Below are 20,039 nucleotides of genomic sequence, written 5' to 3'. Positions count from 1 at the left end.
AAATGAGCGGCAATTTAATAAAACTCAAAAATAAATAGTAAATAAGAAAGGGATATTATGAATTATTTAACACAAATAAAAGGAAAAGTAAAATTTGAAGGGACAAAATCATAAAAAAAGCGAATTCACTTCTTGTAAATCCGCTTTTTATCTTTTATTTTTCTTTGTCTAACAATGTGAAGCGACAATTTTATCAACAATAAACTGAGCCAATTTTTCTTTGCTCTGATGGGTCCATCCGGCAATATGTGGTGTTACAATTGCTTTTTCAGATTCAAGAAGATATTTTAAATCTTCATTTTCTGTTTCAATATGCTCGAAAGAAGACTTTTCGTATTCTAATACATCCAGACAGGTGCCTTTTACCTTTCCTGACTTCAATGCTTCTACTAAACTTTTAGTTTTCACATTCTTTCCTCTTGCCGTATTGATAAAATAGAAGTCGTTTTTCATTTCCGCAATGAACGTTTCATTAATAAGATAATGTGTTTCTGAAGTCAAAGGAATATGAAGACTCAAAACCTCAGCAGACAGCTTCAGTTCTTCCAGTGAAACCTGTGTAGCATGTTCATCTGAAAGACCGGGAAGGATATCATGGAAGATCACTTTACATCCGAATCCTGAAAGCCTTTTAGCGGTAGCTTTACCCATATTTCCATATCCGATCAATCCTACTGTTTTTCCTAACAATTCATCTCCTCTGTTCTCTTCACGCTTCCAGATTCCGTTTTTTACCTCCTGAGAAGCAATAAAAAGTCTGTTCATCATCACAAGCAGCATTCCTACCACATGTTCAGCTACAGAATCTCTGTTTCCTTCAGGAGAATTGATCAGTTGGATTCCCAGTTTTTCAGCAACAGGAATATCTATATTTTCCATTCCGGCTCCTACTCTTGCGATAAACTTCAGGTTCTTCCCTTTCTCAAGAAAATTTTGGTCTAATGGAATACGGCTTCTGATGATAATCCCGTCATAATTTTCAATTTTATCACAAACCTCATCATAAGACGATGTAAAATCCTCTTCCAGTATAAAGTTTTTAGCAATCAACTGTTCTGTGATAAGAGGATGGTTTTTATCTAAAAGAAGTATTTTCATTTTTTATTCAAACACAAAGGACACTAATTTATTTCACAAATAACACAAATTATAAGGTACCGTTAATAACTCTTTTTACTCCGTTTTTAAACTGGATTGTATTAAAGTTGATCAACATACCAAGCTTACAATTGCTTAAACGAAGGTAAGTGAGTATCTGCGCCAGGTGAATATCATGCAAAGATTCTACAGATTTTATTTCCAGCACAAATTTCTCTTCAATCAAAAAGTCAAGTCTATAGCCTACATCCATTTTTATATCATCATAAACTAATGGCATTGGTTTTTGCCTTTCTACAAAAATGTCATGTTTATTTAATTCATAAAACAGACACTCTTCATAAGCACTTTCCAAAAGCCCTGGTCCCAATGACTTGTGAACTGTATATCCTGCTTCGTAAACAATTTTTGATATATCGTTTTCAGAAATATCCATTTTAATATTTTTTTTCATGTAACCTTACACAACCCATTTGTGAAAATTTGTGTAAGACATTTGTGTTTTTTGTGTTTTTATTTTTTGTCTTTCTTGGATTCCTGCGGTTCCTGGAAGAGTTTTTTAAGTTCTACAGATTCCAAAGGTTTCATTCTTCCGGAAAGGATTAATGAAAGTTCTTTTCTACGGAATGCCGCTGCAAATCTTTCTTTTTCTTCTTCAGTTTCCGGAACCATTTCGGGGATAGGAATCGGGCGGTTGAATTCATCCACTGCAACGAAAGTATAAATACCTGCATTGGTGTGAACTTTCTTCTGATTGATTGGGTCATCCAACCATACATCCACATAGACTTCCATAGAAGTAGAAAATGCTCTGGAAACTTTGGATTCCAATACCACTACACCGCCTTCCGGAATAGGGTGGTTGAAAGATACGTGGTTTACAGAAGCGGTTACAACTCTTCTCTCGCAGTGTCTTGCTGCAGAAATAGACGCACAACGGTCCATTTTTGCTAAAAGCTCACCCCCAAAAAGATTTCTTAAAGAATTGGTTTCGTTCGGAAGAACGATATTGGTCATAATGGTCAGAGATTCTGACGCTTTTTTTATTTTTGCCATCTAGTCTTAGTGTTGTTTGGAACGGCCGGAGCTTGCTTTACAGCTTTTCCGACAGGTTTTGCTAATGAATCTTTTTTCAAAGAATCTGAAACGGTTGCTTTCGGGGTATGTACCATTACTTTAATGGTATCTTTTACAATTCTGTGGGTAGAGGTCTGTACAGAAACCTTATTGAAAGATTTCTTACCAAAAAGAAGTTCCTGCTGGGTAAAAGCCAGGTATAAAATCCCCAAAACCGGAATAACCAAAAGGAAAACCCAAAGAATAGTCTTTTTGAATTTGAAATCCTTTTCACGATTAACTGAAGGATCTACCTTTTCTCCGTTGTTGATATCTGAAAATCTGATCTCTTCCAGTCCATAAAAATCCGGACGTCCAGATTCTATTCTTTTTCCTTTGAAATGGGTATGTCCTTCTTCAATGAAAACTGTTCCAAGGTTTTGAATTTCAAGAACCTGCTCGGCCTGAAGTTTTTTCTTCCAAAAATCTGTCTGGATTTTCAGATCACTTCTTGAAGCCTCTAAGGACATCTGCTTCTGTCCTGCAATAAAAGCAGTAAAATCTTCAGCCTGTACCTCGTAGTCTATTGTAAATTCAATCTGACTGGCTGGAGGTAAGATGCTGCCGTTTTCGGAATTGATAATTGCCTTAGAATTTTTCAGTGAAAACACCCCAAAGCCTGGAACCGTGGCAGTTCCAAATTGTTTTAAGTATTCTAAAATGTATGCTGAAATATTCATTTGGCAGCAAATTTATAACTTTTTCATGACTTTTTAAGGTATTTAACCTATATAAAAAAAGACTGCCGAAACAGTCTTTTGATTATTCTGTATCAAAACCGGAATACAGCTATTTAAACTTCTTTTTTTAAGCTTAACATTTGTAATGAAACAAGTAAAAGGGCAAATTTTCAAATTCTCTTATTTGCTCTCCAATTTCTCATTACTGAATCTTCCAGCTCACTCCAAACATAAAATTGGTTCCTGCCTGTGAAAAATAATAGGGCTGCCCTTCGTACACAGATCCGTTGTTGACATATTTCTTGTTGAACAGGTTATTGACCAATAGTTTTAATGCAATTTCATTATTGGCAATTTTAAACTGATACTGAGCATTGAAATCAGTCAGGAAATAATCTTTAAGCTGCAGATTGGCCTCTTCCGTATTGTCGAGATATTGTTTCCCGACATACTGATTCATTAAGGCAAACTGAAAGTTTTTGGTAGGGTTGAATTTCAGACTTAAATTGGCAATCACATTCGGAGAGAATGAAATCTGTGTATTTCCAAGGCTTTTAGGAACATCCCCATTTTGAATATTAAAGTCCTGATTTCTACTCTGGCTTAAGGTCACATTTCCTGAAACCTCCCATTGTTTGGATAATTTTGCCAGAGCACTAAGTTCCACTCCTCTTCTGTAGCTCTTCCCGGAATTGGTTCTGATGAATGCTCCTACATTGTTAAGTTCTCCATTTAAAACCAATTGGTTGACATAATACATATAATACAGATTCGCAGTAAAGGATACGATCCCAAACTGCTTTTCAAAACCCGCTTCAATATCATGAAGTTTTTCAGCTTTCACATCGTTATTGGCCATCAGATCATCTCTGTTCGGTTCACGGTGGGCATGAGCGTATGACAGGAATACTTTACCTCCTTCAATTCTGTAATTTACACCAGCTTTTGGATTAAAAAACAACCAGTTTTTGCTTAAATCAGCACCTTCACCATCACCTGCCATCAAGATTTTAGTATTATAATTAATTTTTCTAAGCTGTAAATCACCAAAAAATTCAAAATTATCTACTCTAAACAAAGCTTTTGCAAAACCGGATACTTCATTCTTTATCGAGCGGCTTCTGTAATACTCGCTTTCCTCAATCTGAGGGAAGAATACTCCGGTAACATTTCCATAGTGTCTTCCGTAATATTGGTTGGCTACAACTCCCACGTTCAGATCTAAGTTTTCAAACTTTCCGTAAAGTGTTGAAACAACTCCATAAAAATCATTGTTCAGCCATTTTTTTCTGATAAAGTCTGAATATTTTACAGTCTGCCCACCTTCAGTCAGATCAGGTAAATTGTATCTGGAAAAAGGATCTCCCTGCTTGTAGTTTTCGTAATATCCCTTTCCTTTGGTATAATGAAAAGTAGTTTCAAGATTCCATCGGTCACTGAACTTTTGTTCCCAAAGCAACTGATAATGGTTCTGTCTGTAATTGTCTGTTTCGTTATCATAGAAGCTTACAATATTCTCCCAACTGGCATCATAAATTGCACCTGAAACATTGAATTTAGGATCGGTTTCCCATGTTTTACGGTCAATCCCGTTCCATGCCTGATAGGTTTTCTCTTTTCCACCGAAAGCCATTAAACGCAGCTTCGTGTTTCCTTCTTCAAATAAGGCCGTAAAATTATAAGAATGTAAATTTGATGAAGCCCTGTCGATATAACCGTCAGAATGAATATGAGTATATCTTCCCATTACAGAAAGACGGTTTTTCCAGAACTTACCGGAACCTATCTCAGCCGAATATTTATAGGTATTGAATGAGCCATAGCTGTCATCTGTTTTAAAATAAAACTTTTCTTCAGGATCTTTAGAAATCACATTGATACTTGCTCCGAAAGCAGAAACACCATTATTGGAGGTTCCCACTCCTCTTTGAATAACAATCTGCGAAGCAGAACTTGTAAGGTCCGGAACATTCACAAAAAAGGTTCCCTGACTTTCAGAATCATTATACGGAACACCATTCATCATTACATTAATTCCGCTTCCTGAAACTCCACGGATTCTGAAACCGGTATATCCTACCCCATTTCCTGCATCTGAAGTAGAAATAATGGAGGTTTGATTTTTTAAAAGAATAGGAAGATCCTGTCCTAAATTTTTACCGTCTAAATCTTTCTGTACATTGATGATTTCCTTTGCAACCGGCAGCCTTTTGGTAAAGTTGACCGCCTCAATTTCTCTGACTTTCAGAGAATCCTTATTCTGAGCCTGCATAAAGGCTACTGAGCCTACGCTAAGCCCTAAAAAAAATAATCCTTTCATTCTATAAATCTTGACATTTAATGAATAAAAGGGGATCAATAAGATATTATACAATTCAGCGTTTTATGAAGACGCATCCCTAAACAGCATTACCTGTTCCAGGTTCATTGGGTATAATCTCAGCCTGTTAAAGCACCCCTTTATTTCAGCCGCAAAATTACAAAAAATATATCAATTGAGATTCGCGGTGTGAGGTGCGGGGTTTTGAGTAACGAGATAGAAAAAAGTAGAATGAAAAATAGGAGTTATTGGATTCATCATTCATCATTCATCATTTATAATTCTTTAGTAAGTTTTATTGTTTGAGTCAACATAATAGTAATTCGATCCATCTTTGGTTACCTCAAACATCTTACCCAGCTTCCAGCTGAAGTTTCTTTTAATGTTGGCGTATTCAAAAGGAATAATGATCTTATTGTTAACATCAATCACTCCAAATTTATCATTATTGGAAGCAACAATCATCGGATTGGCCACATCATCTCCTTCCATAATGTACAGATACTGATATTGAGGATAAATCTGAAACTGCCTGTAATCTGCTGCATTCACAAATTTTGATTTTTCAATAATGCCGTAAAACCCATTCATGGTATACGCCTGAAATTGTTGCTGTTTATATTCTTCAAATACACATTTTCCAAAATCTGCTTCTTTGAACTGGTATACTCTCTTTCCAGACTGGTCTATCCTGTAAGAAATCATATCTTTTTCTACTGTAGCATATTCTTTTGTTCCAAATTTTCTGACTTTTTCATTAGGAGAATTCAGAAGGTTGCAATCTTCGTAAAAAAATACAGCAATGTGATACTCAGGCTGAATAATAAATTTCCCGTTCTGGTTAACATACCCAAAATAATCTCCTTTTTTCTTAGGAATCAAAACCGGAAGATCTTTATTGATTACTACTAAATCAGGATTACGCTTATTGGCTGCAGGCCCTTTCTTAACCGCAGTTTTCGCACCTTTCTTCAACGTTATTTTCTTCACAGATTTAGTCTGTGAAAAAACAAAAACCGAAGTAAAAATGCATAAAACTTTAAGGATATTTTTCATATTCGCCATATGTCTACAAAAATATGGCCAAAAATAGATATTATAAAATTCATATTTATAAAGAATCTAAATAAATTCGTTTCTATAAAATATTAAAAATTCGTAATTTTGGGAACATTTTGAATTGTTTGATAATTTAAAAAACTTTTAAAAAAAAGTGTAGATTATGCTGACTTTATTCGGTTAATGTTGCATCAAAATGCGAAAACTCAAAATGTCATTAACTGTATTTGTACAGACCGGTAAAGAAGAAGCAGGCCTACCTTTAATGTTGAAAGACCTTCTATTATGAATATTTATAAGGATTACATCAAAGAGATTGAAGAAAGAAAAACCCAGGGGCTTCATCCAAAGCCAATTGATGGTGCTGAATTACTAAGCGAAATCATTACACAGATTAAAGATTCAGGTAATGCTGACCGATCGGATTCTCTTAAATTTTTCATTTACAACACGCTACCCGGAACGACAAGTGCGGCGGGAGTGAAAGCAAAATTTTTAAAAGAAATTATTCTGGGTGAATCCATAGTAGAAGAAATTTCCCCGGCATTTGCCTTTGAATTATTATCTCATATGAAAGGCGGGCCTTCTATTGAGGTACTGCTGGACCTTGCCTTAGGTAACGATCCCGCTATCGCCAAAGAAGCTGCAGCTGTTCTTAAAACACAGGTTTTCCTTTATGAAGCAGATACAAACCGTCTGAAGGAAGCGTTCAACAGCGGTAACGAAATTGCAAAAGAAATCCTTGAAAGCTATGCAAAAGCTGAATTCTTCACTAAGCTTCCTGAAGTTGCTGAAGAAATTAAGGTTGTAACTTATATTGCTGGTGAAGGAGATATCTCTACAGATTTACTTTCTCCGGGTAACCAGGCCCACTCAAGATCAGACCGTGAACTTCATGGGAAATGTATGATCACTCCTGAAGCTCAGGAAGAAATCAAAGCTTTACAGGCACAACATCCCGATGCAAGCGTTATGCTTATCGCTGAAAAAGGAACAATGGGTGTAGGATCATCTAGAATGTCCGGAGTAAATAACGTTGCTCTTTGGACAGGAAAACAGGCAAGCCCATATGTACCGTTCGTAAACATTGCTCCAATTGTAGGAGGAACAAACGGAATTTCTCCGATCTTCCTTACAACCGTGGACGTTACCGGAGGTATTGGTATTGACCTTAAAAACTGGGTAAAGAAAGTTGATGAAAACGGAAATCCAGTTCGTAATGAAAATGGTGACGTTGTTCTTGAAGAAGCTTATTCAGTAGCAACCGGAACTGTTTTAACGATTAATACAAAAGAAAAGAAATTATATAACGGCGATAAAGAACTGATCGACCTTACGAAATCTTTCACTCCGCAAAAGATGGAATTCATCAAAGCAGGTGGATCTTACGCGATCGTATTTGGTAAAAAACTACAGACATTTGCAGCTCAGCTTTTAGGAATTGAAGCTCCTGCTGTTTTTGCTCCGTCAAAAGAAATTTCTCACGAAGGACAAGGACTTACGGCTGTAGAAAAAATATTCAACAGAAATGCTGTTGGAACTACACCAGGAAAAGTACTACATGCCGGTTCTGATGTTCGTGTACAGGTAAATATCGTTGGATCTCAGGATACGACAGGTCTTATGACTTCTCAGGAATTGGAATCTATGGCAGCAACAGTGATTTCTCCAATCGTTGATGGTGCTTACCAGTCAGGATGTCACACCGCTTCTGTTTGGGATAAAAAAGCTCAGGCTAACATTCCTAAACTAATGAAGTTTATGAACGAGTTCGGTCTTATTACAGCCCGTGACCCGAAAGGTGAATACCACGCAATGACAGACGTTATCCACAAAGTTCTTAACGACATCACTGTAGATGAGTGGGCTATCATTATTGGTGGTGACTCTCACACAAGAATGTCTAAAGGAGTGGCTTTCGGAGCTGACTCAGGAACAGTGGCGCTTGCATTAGCTACAGGTGAAGCATCTATGCCTATTCCTGAATCTGTGAAAGTAACCTTCAAAGGAAACATGAAAGAACACATGGACTTCCGTGATGTAGTTCATGCTACTCAGGCTCAGATGTTGAAGCAGTTTGGAGGAGAAAACGTATTCCAGGGCAGAATCATCGAGGTTCACATCGGAACACTTCCTGCTGATCAGGCATTTACCTTTACAGACTGGACTGCTGAGATGAAAGCAAAAGCTTCTATCAACATTTCTGAAGACAATACTTTGATTGAGTCACTGGAAATTGCAAAAGGCAGAATCCAGATCATGATTGACAAGGGCATGGATAACCATAATAAAGTTCTTCAGGGATTAATTGACAAAGCTGATAAGAGAATTGCAGAGATCAGATCAGGAGAGAAGCCTGCTTTGACTCCGGATGCAAATGCTAAATATTATGCTGAAGTAGTGGTAGATCTTGACGCAATCGTTGAACCAATGATTGCTGACCCGGATGTGAACAATGATGATGTTTCTAAGAGATATACTCACGATACCATCAGAGACCTTTCTTATTACGGAGGGGAGAAAAAAGTAGACCTTGGTTTCGTAGGATCTTGTATGGTTCACAAAGGTGACCTTAAGATTGTTTCTCAGATGCTTAGAAATATTGAAAAGCAACAAGGGAAAGTAGAATTTAGCGCTCCTCTTGTAGTAGCAGCACCTACTTATAACATCATTGATGAACTGAAAGCAGAAGGAGACTGGGAATTATTAGAGAAATATTCAGCTTTTGAATTTGATGATAACGCTCCAAAAGGAGAAGCTCGGGTTGAATACAAAAATGTAATGTATCTTGAACGTCCAGGATGTAACCTTTGTATGGGTAACCAGGAAAAAGCAGCTAAAGGAGATACCGTTTTAGCAACTTCTACCCGTCTTTTCCAGGGAAGAGTCGTTGAAGATTCTGAGCGTAAAAAAGGAGAATCCCTGCTTGCTTCAACTCCGGTTGTTGTTCTTTCTGCGATCATCGGAAGAATTCCTAATATTGATGAGTATAAAGCAGCAGTTGAAGGTATAGATCTTACAACTTTTGTACCTTCTATTAAAGAATTAACAAGTACAAGCGCTCACTAAGAGACGTCGAAAGACTATTGAAAATTATACAATTGGAAGATTTTAGTCCTTTAGGATTTAAAATCTTCCAATTTTTTGTTTAGAATGTTTCTATTTTAAGATAAATACATTTTTTTTCTGACAAAATCTTGAAAACAGAATCTATTTTTTCTTAAATTGAAAGTTATAAAATCTCTTGAAATTACACCTAAAATCGTCCTGCTAATGGATTATAGGAATGTTTTTTGATGTATAGAGAATTGATTTTTCTTTTTCAAACATGAGAAAAAGAAGCATTAAACGGAAAAAGAACAAAATTAAAATACGATATGACTTTTGATATTGATATGATCAAAAAAGTGTACGAGCGTTACCCTGAAAGAATTGCTGCGGCAAGACAAATCGTGGGAAAACCTCTTACCCTTTCAGAAAAAATCCTTTACACCCACCTTTGGGAAGGAAATGCGACACAGGCTTATGAAAGAGGAAATTCTTATGTAGACTTTGCGCCAGACCGAGTAGCAATGCAGGATGCCACTGCACAGATGGCACTTTTACAGTTCATGCAGGCAGGAAAAACCAAAGTTGCTGTTCCTTCCACTGCTCACGCGGATCACCTGATCCAGGCAAAAGTAGGTGCTGATAAAGATTTACAGGAAGGTATCAACAAAAACTCCGAAGTATTCAACTTCCTGAGCTCTGTATGTGATAAATACGGAATTGGATTCTGGAAACCGGGAGCAGGTATCATCCACCAGGTAGTGTTAGAAAATTATGCCTTCCCTGGAGGAATGATGATTGGTACTGACTCTCACACCGTAAATGCAGGAGGGCTTGGAATGGTAGCCATCGGTGTAGGTGGTGCTGATGCAGTAGATGTAATGGCAGGAATGGCCTGGGAGCTTAAAATGCCAAAACTTATCGGGGTAAAATTAACCGGTAAAATGAGCGGATGGACTTCTGCAAAAGACGTTATCCTAAAAGTAGCAGGAATCCTTACCGTAAAAGGAGGAACAGGATGCATCGTAGAATATTTCGGTGAAGGAGCAGAATCTCTTTCAGCTACAGGTAAAGGAACGATCTGTAACATGGGTGCCGAAATCGGAGCAACAACTTCTACTTTCGGATATGACGATTCTATGAGAAGATATCTTGCTGCTACCGGAAGACAGGATGTGGTAGATGCTGCCGATAAAATTGCTGAGCATTTAACAGGTGATGCAGAAGTATATGCAAACCCGGAACAATATTTCGACCAATTAATTGAAATCAACCTTTCTGAACTGGCTCCACACTTAAACGGACCTTTCACTCCGGATTTGGCGACTCCTGTTTCTGAATTCAGAGCTAAAGCAGAAGCTAACGGATGGCCTCTAGAAGTGGAATGGGCACTTATCGGATCTTGTACCAACTCTTCTTATGAAGATTTATCAAGAGCAGCTTCCATTGTAGAGGATGCTGTTTCAAAAGGAGTAAAACCCAAAGCTATCCTGGGAATCAACCCAGGTTCTGAGCAGGTGAAATTCACAGCAGAAAGAGACGGATTCTTAGATTCTTTCAGAAAATTTGAAAACGCGAGAATCTTTACCAATGCTTGTGGACCTTGTATCGGGCAATGGGACAGAGAAGGTGCTGAAAAAGGAGAGAAAAACTCAATTATTCACTCTTTCAACAGAAACTTTGCAAAAAGAGCGGATGGTAACCCAAATACCCATGCATTTGTAGCTTCTCCTGAAATGGTAGCAGCCGTTGCAATCTCAGGCAGATTAGACTTTAACCCAATTACAGATACATTAACTAACGAATCAGGTGAGCAGGTGAAACTTGACGAACCTAAAGGTTTTGAGCTTCCTTCAAAAGGATTTGCTGTAGATGACAACGGATATCAGGCTCCATCAGAAGATGGTTCCAGCGTTGTTGTTAATGTAAATCCTACTTCAGACAGACTTCAGCTACTGGAAGAATTCCCGGCTTGGGATGGTAAAAATATTATGGGAGCCAGAGTATTGATTAAAGCTTTCGGAAAGTGTACCACTGACCACATTTCTATGGCGGGTCCATGGCTGAAATACAGAGGACACCTGGATAATATTTCAAACAACATGTTGATCGGAGCAGTGAATGCTTACAACATGGAAACCAATAAAGTTAAAAATGAATTAACCGGTGAATACGGTGAAGTTCCGGCTGTACAAAGAGCTTACAAAGCAGCAGGCATTCCAACGATTGTTGTAGGAGACCAGAACTATGGTGAAGGTTCATCAAGAGAGCACGCTGCCATGGAGCCAAGACACCTTGGGGTGAAAGCTGTATTGGTAAAATCATTCGCGAGAATCCATGAAACCAACCTTAAAAAACAAGGGATGCTTGGAATCACTTTCGCTAATGAAGCAGATTACGACAAGATCCTGGAAGACGATGTTGTTAATTTCTTAGATCTTGACCAATTCGCTCCGGGAAAACAACTGACTTTAGAATTCATTCATACTGATGGAACTAAAGACATCATCATGGCTAACCACACGTACAACGATCAGCAGATTGACTGGTTTAAGGCTGGTTCTGCCCTGAATCTGATCAAACAACAGGAAAAATAAAATTAATTGTTAGATTAATTAATATAAAGGCGGCTTCAGTTGAAGTCGTCTTTTTTTTATTTATTATACCAGAAGTCCTGCTTTAAACAACTGGAGCGGACTTTAGTCCGCTTTTAAATCATAAAGTACATCTGGCTTCAGCCAAATCACAATCTTACTTTAATCTATCCAAAAGACCTGCTCTATAACTTTCTCCGATGGGAATTTCAAACTCGGGGAGAATAACTTTTTTTGCCCCGATGCTTTTGATTTTGTCCAGGTTGACAATAAAAGATTTGTGAATTCTTACAAATTTTTCAGAAAGCTGATTTTCCATAGATTTAAGAGTGTCCAGGACGATATATTCATTATTTTCTGTTCGGATATTGACATAGTCTTTGATGCTTTCAACGTAAAGAATTTCATGAAAACCGATACGATGCCTTTGTCCGGAAGATTTCACAAAGAAATGCATATTTTCTTCCTGTGGAAAAGAAAAACGTTCCTGAGCCTTTAATACGCTTTTCTGAAACCTGTCAAAGGAAATAGGCTTCAGAAGGTAATCTACCACATTATGTTCATAGCCTTCCAATGCATATTCCGAATAAGCGGTTGTTAAAATATATTTTTGATTGGCTCCTACAATCTTCATAAAATTGATTCCCGTAAGTTCCGGCATCTGAATATCCAGAAAGATGAGATCACAATCATTTTTTTGCAGATATTCTAAAGCCAGAATTGGATTTTCTGTAGAGAAAACCAGTTCAAGAAAAGGAATTTTCTCCACATAATGCTCCAGAAGAGAGATTGCTAATGGCTCATCATCAACGATAATGCATTTTATCTTATTCATCCCTTAAATCAATTGTTAAATCTACAATAAATTCCGTTTCCGAATCTTGGATTTCCAGCTGATGTTTAGGATATAAAATTTCCAATCTTTTTTTCACATTCTGAATTCCTATTCCGGAAACAGTATCTTTCATTTTCTGTGTCTTACAATTTAAAAGATAAAAATGCAGCACCTTGTCATGATCTGAAATTTTCATCTCAAACCCTTTATTACGGAAATCACCATGTTTAAAAGCATTCTCAACAAATGGAACCAACAGCATCGGTGAGATACTGAGATGAGGATGCTGAATATTTTTTTCTATAATCAATAACTCAGGATTCCTGATTCTAAGTTTCTCCAAAGCAATAAGACTGTCAATATATCCGATCTCCTTATCCAGAGAAATAGTGTCTTTTTCGAGGTCTTTTGTGCTATACCTCAGCAGTTGCCCAAGTTCTTCAATAGCAGGTAATGCTTTATCTGATTTTTGATATACGAGGGAGTAGATATTATTTAATGAGTTAAAAATAAAATGAGGATTAATCTGGGTTTTCAGTGCCTGAAGTTCTGCTTGTTTCTTTTCGATCAGAAGCTGCTTTTTATCATTTTCGGCAACACCATATTTCTCTACGATCCACAGGATTCCCGCAATGAAAACGGTCAATGATGCATTGTAGATATTATCTGTCAAATAATACAAAAGTCCGGTATCTTTATTATAGTTTCTGAATCCAAGGGTAATAGGAAGCAGCACTTCTTCTATTCCATACCGAATTACACCAAAGCTTAAAATAGAAATAAAAAAAACTAAAACAGCAGAATAAAGTTTCTGCAGATTTAATACTTTCGGAATAATAACCAGATACAAAAGATAAAAAGTAGAGATTTCTGTAACAAAATAAGTAAAGTTCAGCACATAAGTCTGAAATCCTCTTCGCTCAGGAAAAAAGAAATATGGCGTAATGTTGTTTCCTATAAAATTGAAACTCCAATAAAAAATCTGAAGCCAGATAATTTGCTTTTTATTCATAATCAAATATAAATCTCTGCAGGGACAATTCATCAACCCTTTTCGACAAAAACCTGTTTTTTTCCGACGAAACTATTTTGACATCCAAAATCATCGCCTTCATCTAAATGCTATTTCCTTTCAAATGGCCTTCTTATACTTTTGCCAGAGAAATTTAAACTAAACATCATTTAATCTGTTATTTACATCTTATGAAAAAACAGCTTTTATTTATAACTACCCTTATTTGTTCTTTGGTAACCGCACAGACAAAAGATACTGCTAACGTTAACAAAATTGAAGCAGTAACGGTGAATGGTAAAAAAGTTCTGATAGAGCGAAAAGTGGATCGTCTTGTTTATAATGTTCAGAATTCTATGCTTTCACAGGGAAGCTCCGGAACTGAGGTTTTGGCAGGAACACCTTTATTACAGATAGATGAAAACAAAGGTCTTCTTTCCATTGCAGGAAAAAATGGAGTTTCTGTGATGGTGAATGACCGGATGCTCAATCTTTCCGGATCTGAACTGATCAATTATCTGAGAAACCTTCGTTCTGAAAACATCCTTAAAATTGAAGTGATCACCACTCCGCCTGCCAAATATGAAGCTCAGGGAAACAGCGGGATTATTAATATCGTTCTTAAAAAGAATCAAAATCTTGGATGGAGCGGTTATCTGACGACCAATTATACTCAAAAAACATATGCCGGCTTCAGCAGTGTGGCAGGAATAAATTATCAGAATGAAAAAATAAAAGCCTCCGTAAAAGTAATAGGCTATGACGGAGATAAAAGATCGGTAGAAAAATATAATATTATCGGTCAAAATTCTTCTGCCAGCAAGGATGACAGAAGGGATATGAATGACGGACTCGGTCTGAACGCCAATTTTGATTATTCGCTTTCTAAAAACTCCAATATCGGATTAGTATATGATATCACAAAGGGGCATACCAATATGGATATCAATTCAACACAAAGTTACTTTACAGATGGTACACCTACTTTACAAACAGAGACAGATTCAAAGCATCGTTCTCCTTTTACAACCCAAATGCTCAATCTGTATTTTGATCAGAAAATTGGAGAACATAAGCTAAGCTTCGGAGCCAATTACTATGGAAATCTTCCCGATACTGAAGTTAACTTTACCACAAAAAATATTGCCAGCAATTCAACACAGGTTGTCAAGAATCTTTCGTCTGTAGATTATAAAATCTATTCGGGACAGGCAGATTTAACTTTAAACTTCAAAAAAATTCAGGTAGAAACCGGTGCGAAATTCAGTCAGTTTTCTAATAATTCAGACATCGGATATTTTAATGTTATCAATGGAAATTACATTATAGATCCTGCAAAAAGCAATCTTTTTGATTATAATGAAAAGAACTATGCAGCATATATCAGCGCCAGTAAAGATCTGGGTGAAAAATGGTCTGTAAAAGCAGGTCTCCGTTATGAATATTCGCAAACCAGCGGTTTCTCCCCCACTACACAATCAAAATCTGAGAATAATTACGGAAAATTTTTCCCGACAGCTTATGTTTCTTATAAAGCCGATCAGGATAATCAGTTCAGCATTAATTATTCCCGAAGAATAAACCGTCCTTATTTCCGGGCTTTAGACCCATTCCGATGGTATTCTAATCCGAATACCTACTATTCAGGAAATCCAAGCCTGCAGCCCTCTTTCAATCACAATATTGAATTCAATTATATTTTTAAAAATAAATTTTCTGCCAATCTTTATTACCAGAGAACAACAAATAATTTTGATCAGATCTCCTTCCTGAACGGAATTGATCTTACCAGCACTTTTGAAAATTACTACAATCAGAATATTTACGGGATCAATTTGAATTATACAGATACATTCTTCAAAATCTGGGAAAGTAATATTTCCACTTCGTTCAGTTATAATGAGACTCAGATTACGAGGTTCAATCTGGTTCCTAAAAACGGACAGTCATTTTATTATTCTCTCAACAATACATTCCGGCTGAATAAGGCTAAAACATTCATGCTTTTTGTCAACTACTGGCAGAATCTGCCTTCACGTGACGGATATACTGCAGCAAAAACCAGAGCCAGCATTGATGCGGGAGTGAAGATGAGCTTTGTGGAAAAGGCGCTTCAGGTCAACCTTTCGGTGAGTGATATTTTCAAACAGTCCGGATTTAAGGCTGATATGTATTTTACTGATAATACACAGTCGTTCAACAACTATTGGGATGCCAGAAGAATGACACTCAGCATCACATACAATTTTGGAAATCAGAAAGTAAAATCAAACAACAGAGCGGTGAATTTTGAAGAGAAAAACCGTGCTCAATAATTTAATCAAAAAAAATAATATTATGAAAACCTTTATTTATATTTTTCTAGTATGCATTTCTACATCGGTATTGGGTCAGAAAAAGGCATCCGATTATTTTAAAAATCCAAAGACTAAAGTTCTCGTAGTAGGTTCTTTCCATTTTGACTATCCTAATATGGATGCTCATAAAATTGAAAAAAAAGATCAGGTGGATGTACTTTCTCCCGAAACAGCAAAAGAAGTTACTGAACTGGTAAATTACATCAAAAAATTTAAGCCGACTAAAATTGCCATTGAAGCGTGGCCAAACTGGAATGCTAATGAAAAGCTTAAAGAATACAGCGAGGGCAAGCTACGGGACAAAAGAGACGAACGGTATCAGCTTGCTATGAGGATCGCCAATGAACTTAAAATCAACGAACTGTTCAGCATTGATGCAGAATCTGTTTGGAATGATCTTCAAAACCACTTCGGAAAAACTGATTCTACGTTTTTTAATAACCTCAGCAAAGATTATGATTTTAGTAGTGATGATGTGATTTCCCAGCAGTTTAACCGTTTCTTTAAGAGTTCTGAACCTAAGAATTTCAAATCGCTCTTAGACACTTTTATTTATATGAATTCAAAAGAAAGTCATCAATACGGATATGGTGCTTATTTAAGCGGAGATTTTAAGCTAAGAGAACATGATGGTGCCGATATGCTTGCCCTTTACTGGTACAGCAGAAACCTAAGAATGTTCCGCAATATTCAAAACATACCGCACAACAGCGAAGACAGAATTCTTGTGATTGCAGGAAATGGCCATGCGGCAGTATTAAGACAGCTTTTCACATCTTCAGCAGAATATGATTTTATCGAATTTTCTTCATTGAAATAAATAAAATTACAACAATGGCGGCAACAAAAAATTCATTTTTTATTGAGTAACAGGATATAAAAAAAACAGAGAATACGTCTCTGTTTTTTTATTAAATTTCTAAGCTTTATTGATTAGAATCTGAATTCAATTCTTGCAAATAAGAACCTTCCTCCTATGCCATATTGGGAAACCTGTCTGGAATAGACAAACTGATTGTCAGCCGTTAAAGAGCTGATACCTGGGCTTTTGGAAGGCAGTATATTTAAGATATTATTACTTCCGATGGTTGTAGAAATATTTTTATTAAAATCATATCCTACAGATAAATCTGTTACCAGACGGCTATTCAGAATGAAATGCTCTGTGCTTCCTGTTACCCCATCAAAATTAGCATCCACAACATCTGCATCTGTCACATTACCAAAGAAAGAGTTACGGAGTACAAAAGTAAAGGTGGAAAATCTTAAAGTATTGGATAAGGTAGCTTTTACACGTGGAACAGCTTCTTCAAAATACACTCTGTTCGGTTCTGAGAAATAATTATCGATCTGGCTTACCAATTTAGGAGATGCATGAATATCCCCGATTCTTTTGGTTTGATTAAAATTGACTCCTAAATTATTCTCCAAAGAAATTCCCGATGAGATTTTTGAGTTCTGAGAAATGGTAATATCCAAACCTTTCGTCTGAGAGTCTACAGCATTGGCAAAAAAGTTAGCAGCACTTGCCCGTGCCAGATCAAAAGCACTCTGCAGAACAGCCTGATCAGAACCTGGAGTAAAACTACCATCAGGACGATAGAAAAGATCCGTAAGCACTACCCTGTCTTTAATCTTTATTAAATAAGCATCTGCTGTGAAGGTCAGACTTAATGCCGGAATCTTCCAGGTAATTCCTGTGCTGTAAGATTGTGAAGTCTCCTGTTTTAATTTGGGAATACCCAATGCCTGTGCAGCCTCAGAATTATTCCTGAAAGTACCTACCTGTGTTGTTTTCCCCTGTTGAATCAACGTAGAAGTGGAACTATAGTAGACCTGAGCCAGTGAAGGCGCTCTGAATCCTGTGGAAACTGCTCCTCTCCAGTTCAGATTGGGAGCCAGTTTTACATTCGTTGCCACCTTATAATTAAATGTAGATCCGAAGTCTGAATAATTCTCATATCGTAAGGCTCCTTCCAACAACCATCCGTCAGTAACCTCCAGTTCTGCATCAGCATAAGCAGCAACACTGTTTCTGTTTCCTGAAACAGCATTTTCCGGACTGAAGCCTGGAAAAACCTGAGCTCCTGCCGGTCTTATTTTCCCAAAGAAATCAGTTACTTTTTCATTTTCAGGAGTGTTAGCGGTTACCACACGTCCATAAATATCGTAAGAAGCATAAGAATTTTCTTTTCCTGCATTTACTTTATAATTTTCATGTCGGTATTCACCTCCGAATGCTAGATTCAAACCTTTCAGCACATCATATTTTTTGGAGAAATCCAGATTGACGGTATTTTGTGAAAATTCAGATCCTCCGGCATCAAATGTTCTTGGAGAACTGTCTGTAAGAGATGCATTAAAGGTATTTACCACTCCGAAACCAAAGGTATTTTTCCCGAACGTATTACTGAAATCCACATTCCAGCCATTCCATTTTCCTTTAATTCCGGCAGCAAGAGAATAATCATTTACGGTTGCTTCAATCTGAGGAAGATATCCATTGGGAGTAAAAGCATTGATGTTTCTTTCATTATTCGGAAGACGGTAAAAGCCTCCTGCATTTCCAAGACGATAGCTGTAACCTCCAAATGAATAAATCTTCCATTCATCATTAACAGGAATTTCAGAGTTGAAAAAGAGCTGCCCTGACTGTAGTTTAGACTGTCCGGCTCTCAGACTGAAGTCTTTTCTCTCCAATCCTCTGTAATTAAGCTCCTGGGAGGTAAAATCTCTCCCCAATAAATCTTGAAGCTCGGAAATGCTGTTCGCTCCGGAAATCTGGGATTGAAAATCAGGTGCAAAATACCCAACCTTTGTTGCATATTGTTTCACTGTATTAATAATCTGCTGGGTATTGGGAGTATTGGTAATATTTTTATATAACCCATCAATATTAACTCCATCCTGTAGTGCTCTGTAATTAATTGCATTATAAGCATTGAAGATATCTCCTTCCCTTACTCCTGCTCTGGAATAAGGATCACGATATTGGGCAGAACCGGTAACATTAAAAAATCCGTTTTTCCCTATTTTAGCTCCATAATTAAGATCCACCGAAATGGCCTGTCCATCCACTCCTCCGGAGAAATTATTGGCAACAGGTGAAGCATATCCACCTAAAAAAACCTGTCCGGAAAGTCCAAGCCTTTTTTTCAATCCCAGGTTAACGACTCCGGCAATAGCATCGGAACCATATTGGGCAGAAGCTCCATCTCTTAAAACTTCAATTTTCTCTAAGGCAAAAGCTGGAATGGCATTAAGATCAGTTCCCACAGAACCTCTTCCCGGCGTAAGCGTAACATTAATCAATGAAGACTGGTATCTTCTTTTTCCGTTTAACAAAACTAAAACCTGATCAGGACCTAACCCTCTTAAAAGAGCTGGATCTACAAAATCAGTTCCATCATTAACGGTGTGAGAAGTGGATGAAAATGAGGGTACAATATAATTTAAAGCCTGGCTGATATTATTAGTCGGGCTCTGTTTTAAAATTTTTGATATGTTAATAATATCTACCGGAACTGGGGTTTCCGTCAATGATCTTCCGGAGCCTCTTGATCCAAGGATGACTACATCTTCTATTTTCTTAGATTGTAAAGTGTCCGTCTGTGCGTAATAAAATGTAGAAATGAGCGCGATAGAAGGAACAAAGATTCTTTTTTTGAAATTGTGCATAGTATTGTTGTGTTCTTTTTGTTGTTAAAATTATTTTTGAGCAATACAAATCCTGTAGCCTTAATTGTAAGGTTACCATCGGTCTTCGAAAATGTTTGTATTATTTTTTAGAAATAGAAATGGCTAGAAACAACAACACATGCGCATGTAGAAATGGCATGAAAACATATGGGAATAATGAAGATTCACTTCATGATCCGAAGAATAAAAAATTACTGATGGAATGTGATTTCCCTTGTCTT

Annotated in this window: 13 protein-coding genes; 4 read left to right on the top strand and 9 right to left on the bottom strand. The window is 37.0% G+C overall.

From position 1 onward, the window contains the following. Window positions 1-168: 168 nt before the first annotated feature. The 6 genes from FN817_RS16320 to FN817_RS16295 form a co-directional block, all read right to left on the bottom strand. Entirely contained in the window at window positions 169-1,098 is a 930-nt protein-coding gene (locus FN817_RS16320; protein ID WP_142718871.1) for a 2-hydroxyacid dehydrogenase, read from the bottom strand. A gap of 49 nt (window positions 1,099-1,147) precedes the next feature. Beyond that, the gene (locus FN817_RS16315; RefSeq protein ID WP_142718870.1) at window positions 1,148-1,534 is read right to left on the bottom strand and encodes a GxxExxY protein; all 387 of its coding nucleotides are present in this window, start codon (window positions 1,532-1,534) and stop codon (window positions 1,148-1,150) included. A gap of 77 nt (window positions 1,535-1,611) precedes the next feature. Next, window positions 1,612-2,154, bottom strand: coding sequence for an acyl-CoA thioesterase (locus tag FN817_RS16310; protein ID WP_142718869.1), 543 nt, complete (start codon window positions 2,152-2,154; stop codon window positions 1,612-1,614). After that, window positions 2,142-2,894, bottom strand: coding sequence for a hypothetical protein (locus tag FN817_RS16305; protein WP_142718868.1), 753 nt, complete (start codon window positions 2,892-2,894; stop codon window positions 2,142-2,144). The genes FN817_RS16310 and FN817_RS16305 overlap by 13 nt, the downstream gene beginning before the upstream one ends. A 202-nt stretch (window positions 2,895-3,096) precedes the next feature. Further along, window positions 3,097-5,214, bottom strand: a complete 2,118-nt coding sequence (locus tag FN817_RS16300) for a TonB-dependent receptor (protein ID WP_142718867.1) — start codon at window positions 5,212-5,214, stop codon at window positions 3,097-3,099. Between the two features lie 285 nt (window positions 5,215-5,499). Further along, a complete protein-coding gene (locus FN817_RS16295) occupies window positions 5,500-6,270 on the bottom strand; it encodes a WG repeat-containing protein (protein WP_228451584.1) in 771 nt (256 codons plus the stop codon). 288 nt (window positions 6,271-6,558) lie between these two features. Here FN817_RS16295 and FN817_RS16290 point away from each other — a divergent pair, with 288 nt between their 5' ends. Both FN817_RS16290 and FN817_RS16285 read left to right on the top strand, forming a co-directional pair. Beyond that, a complete protein-coding gene (locus tag FN817_RS16290; protein ID WP_142718865.1) occupies window positions 6,559-9,342 on the top strand; it encodes a bifunctional aconitate hydratase 2/2-methylisocitrate dehydratase in 2,784 nt (927 codons plus the stop codon). Between the two features lie 308 nt (window positions 9,343-9,650). Then, the gene (locus FN817_RS16285; RefSeq protein ID WP_142718864.1) at window positions 9,651-11,918 is read left to right on the top strand and encodes an aconitate hydratase; all 2,268 of its coding nucleotides are present in this window, start codon (window positions 9,651-9,653) and stop codon (window positions 11,916-11,918) included. Window positions 11,919-12,072: 154 nt separating this feature from the next. Here FN817_RS16285 and FN817_RS16280 read toward each other — a convergent pair whose 3' ends face one another. Together FN817_RS16280 and FN817_RS16275 are read right to left on the bottom strand one after the other, a co-directional pair. Continuing rightward, on the bottom strand, window positions 12,073-12,750 hold the full coding sequence (locus FN817_RS16280; RefSeq protein ID WP_142718863.1) for a LytR/AlgR family response regulator transcription factor: 678 nt from the start codon (window positions 12,748-12,750) through the stop codon (window positions 12,073-12,075). Continuing rightward, window positions 12,743-13,762 (bottom strand): sensor histidine kinase, encoded by a 1,020-nt coding sequence (locus tag FN817_RS16275; protein WP_142718862.1) that lies wholly within the window; start codon window positions 13,760-13,762, stop codon window positions 12,743-12,745. The genes FN817_RS16280 and FN817_RS16275 overlap by 8 nt, the downstream gene beginning before the upstream one ends. A 191-nt stretch (window positions 13,763-13,953) precedes the next feature. On the opposite strand from FN817_RS16275, the gene FN817_RS16270 reads away from it, so the two are divergent. Next, on the top strand, window positions 13,954-16,077 hold the full coding sequence (locus tag FN817_RS16270) for an outer membrane beta-barrel family protein (RefSeq protein ID WP_142718861.1): 2,124 nt from the start codon (window positions 13,954-13,956) through the stop codon (window positions 16,075-16,077). A 22-nt stretch (window positions 16,078-16,099) separates the two neighbouring features. After that, a complete protein-coding gene (locus FN817_RS16265; protein ID WP_142718860.1) occupies window positions 16,100-16,939 on the top strand; it encodes a DUF5694 domain-containing protein in 840 nt (279 codons plus the stop codon). Between the two features lie 113 nt (window positions 16,940-17,052). Here FN817_RS16265 and FN817_RS16260 read toward each other — a convergent pair whose 3' ends face one another. After that, window positions 17,053-19,797: a TonB-dependent receptor plug domain-containing protein gene (locus FN817_RS16260; protein WP_142718859.1), complete on the bottom strand. Its 2,745-nt coding sequence runs from the start codon at window positions 19,795-19,797 to the stop codon at window positions 17,053-17,055. Window positions 19,798-20,039: the final 242 nt, after the last annotated feature.

The organism is Chryseobacterium rhizoplanae (genome assembly GCF_900182655.1).
Lineage (GTDB): Bacteria > Bacteroidota > Bacteroidia > Flavobacteriales > Weeksellaceae > Chryseobacterium > Chryseobacterium rhizoplanae.
The sequence above is the reverse complement of the archived record's forward strand: the minus strand, read 5'-3'. Positions and strand labels throughout refer to the sequence as shown.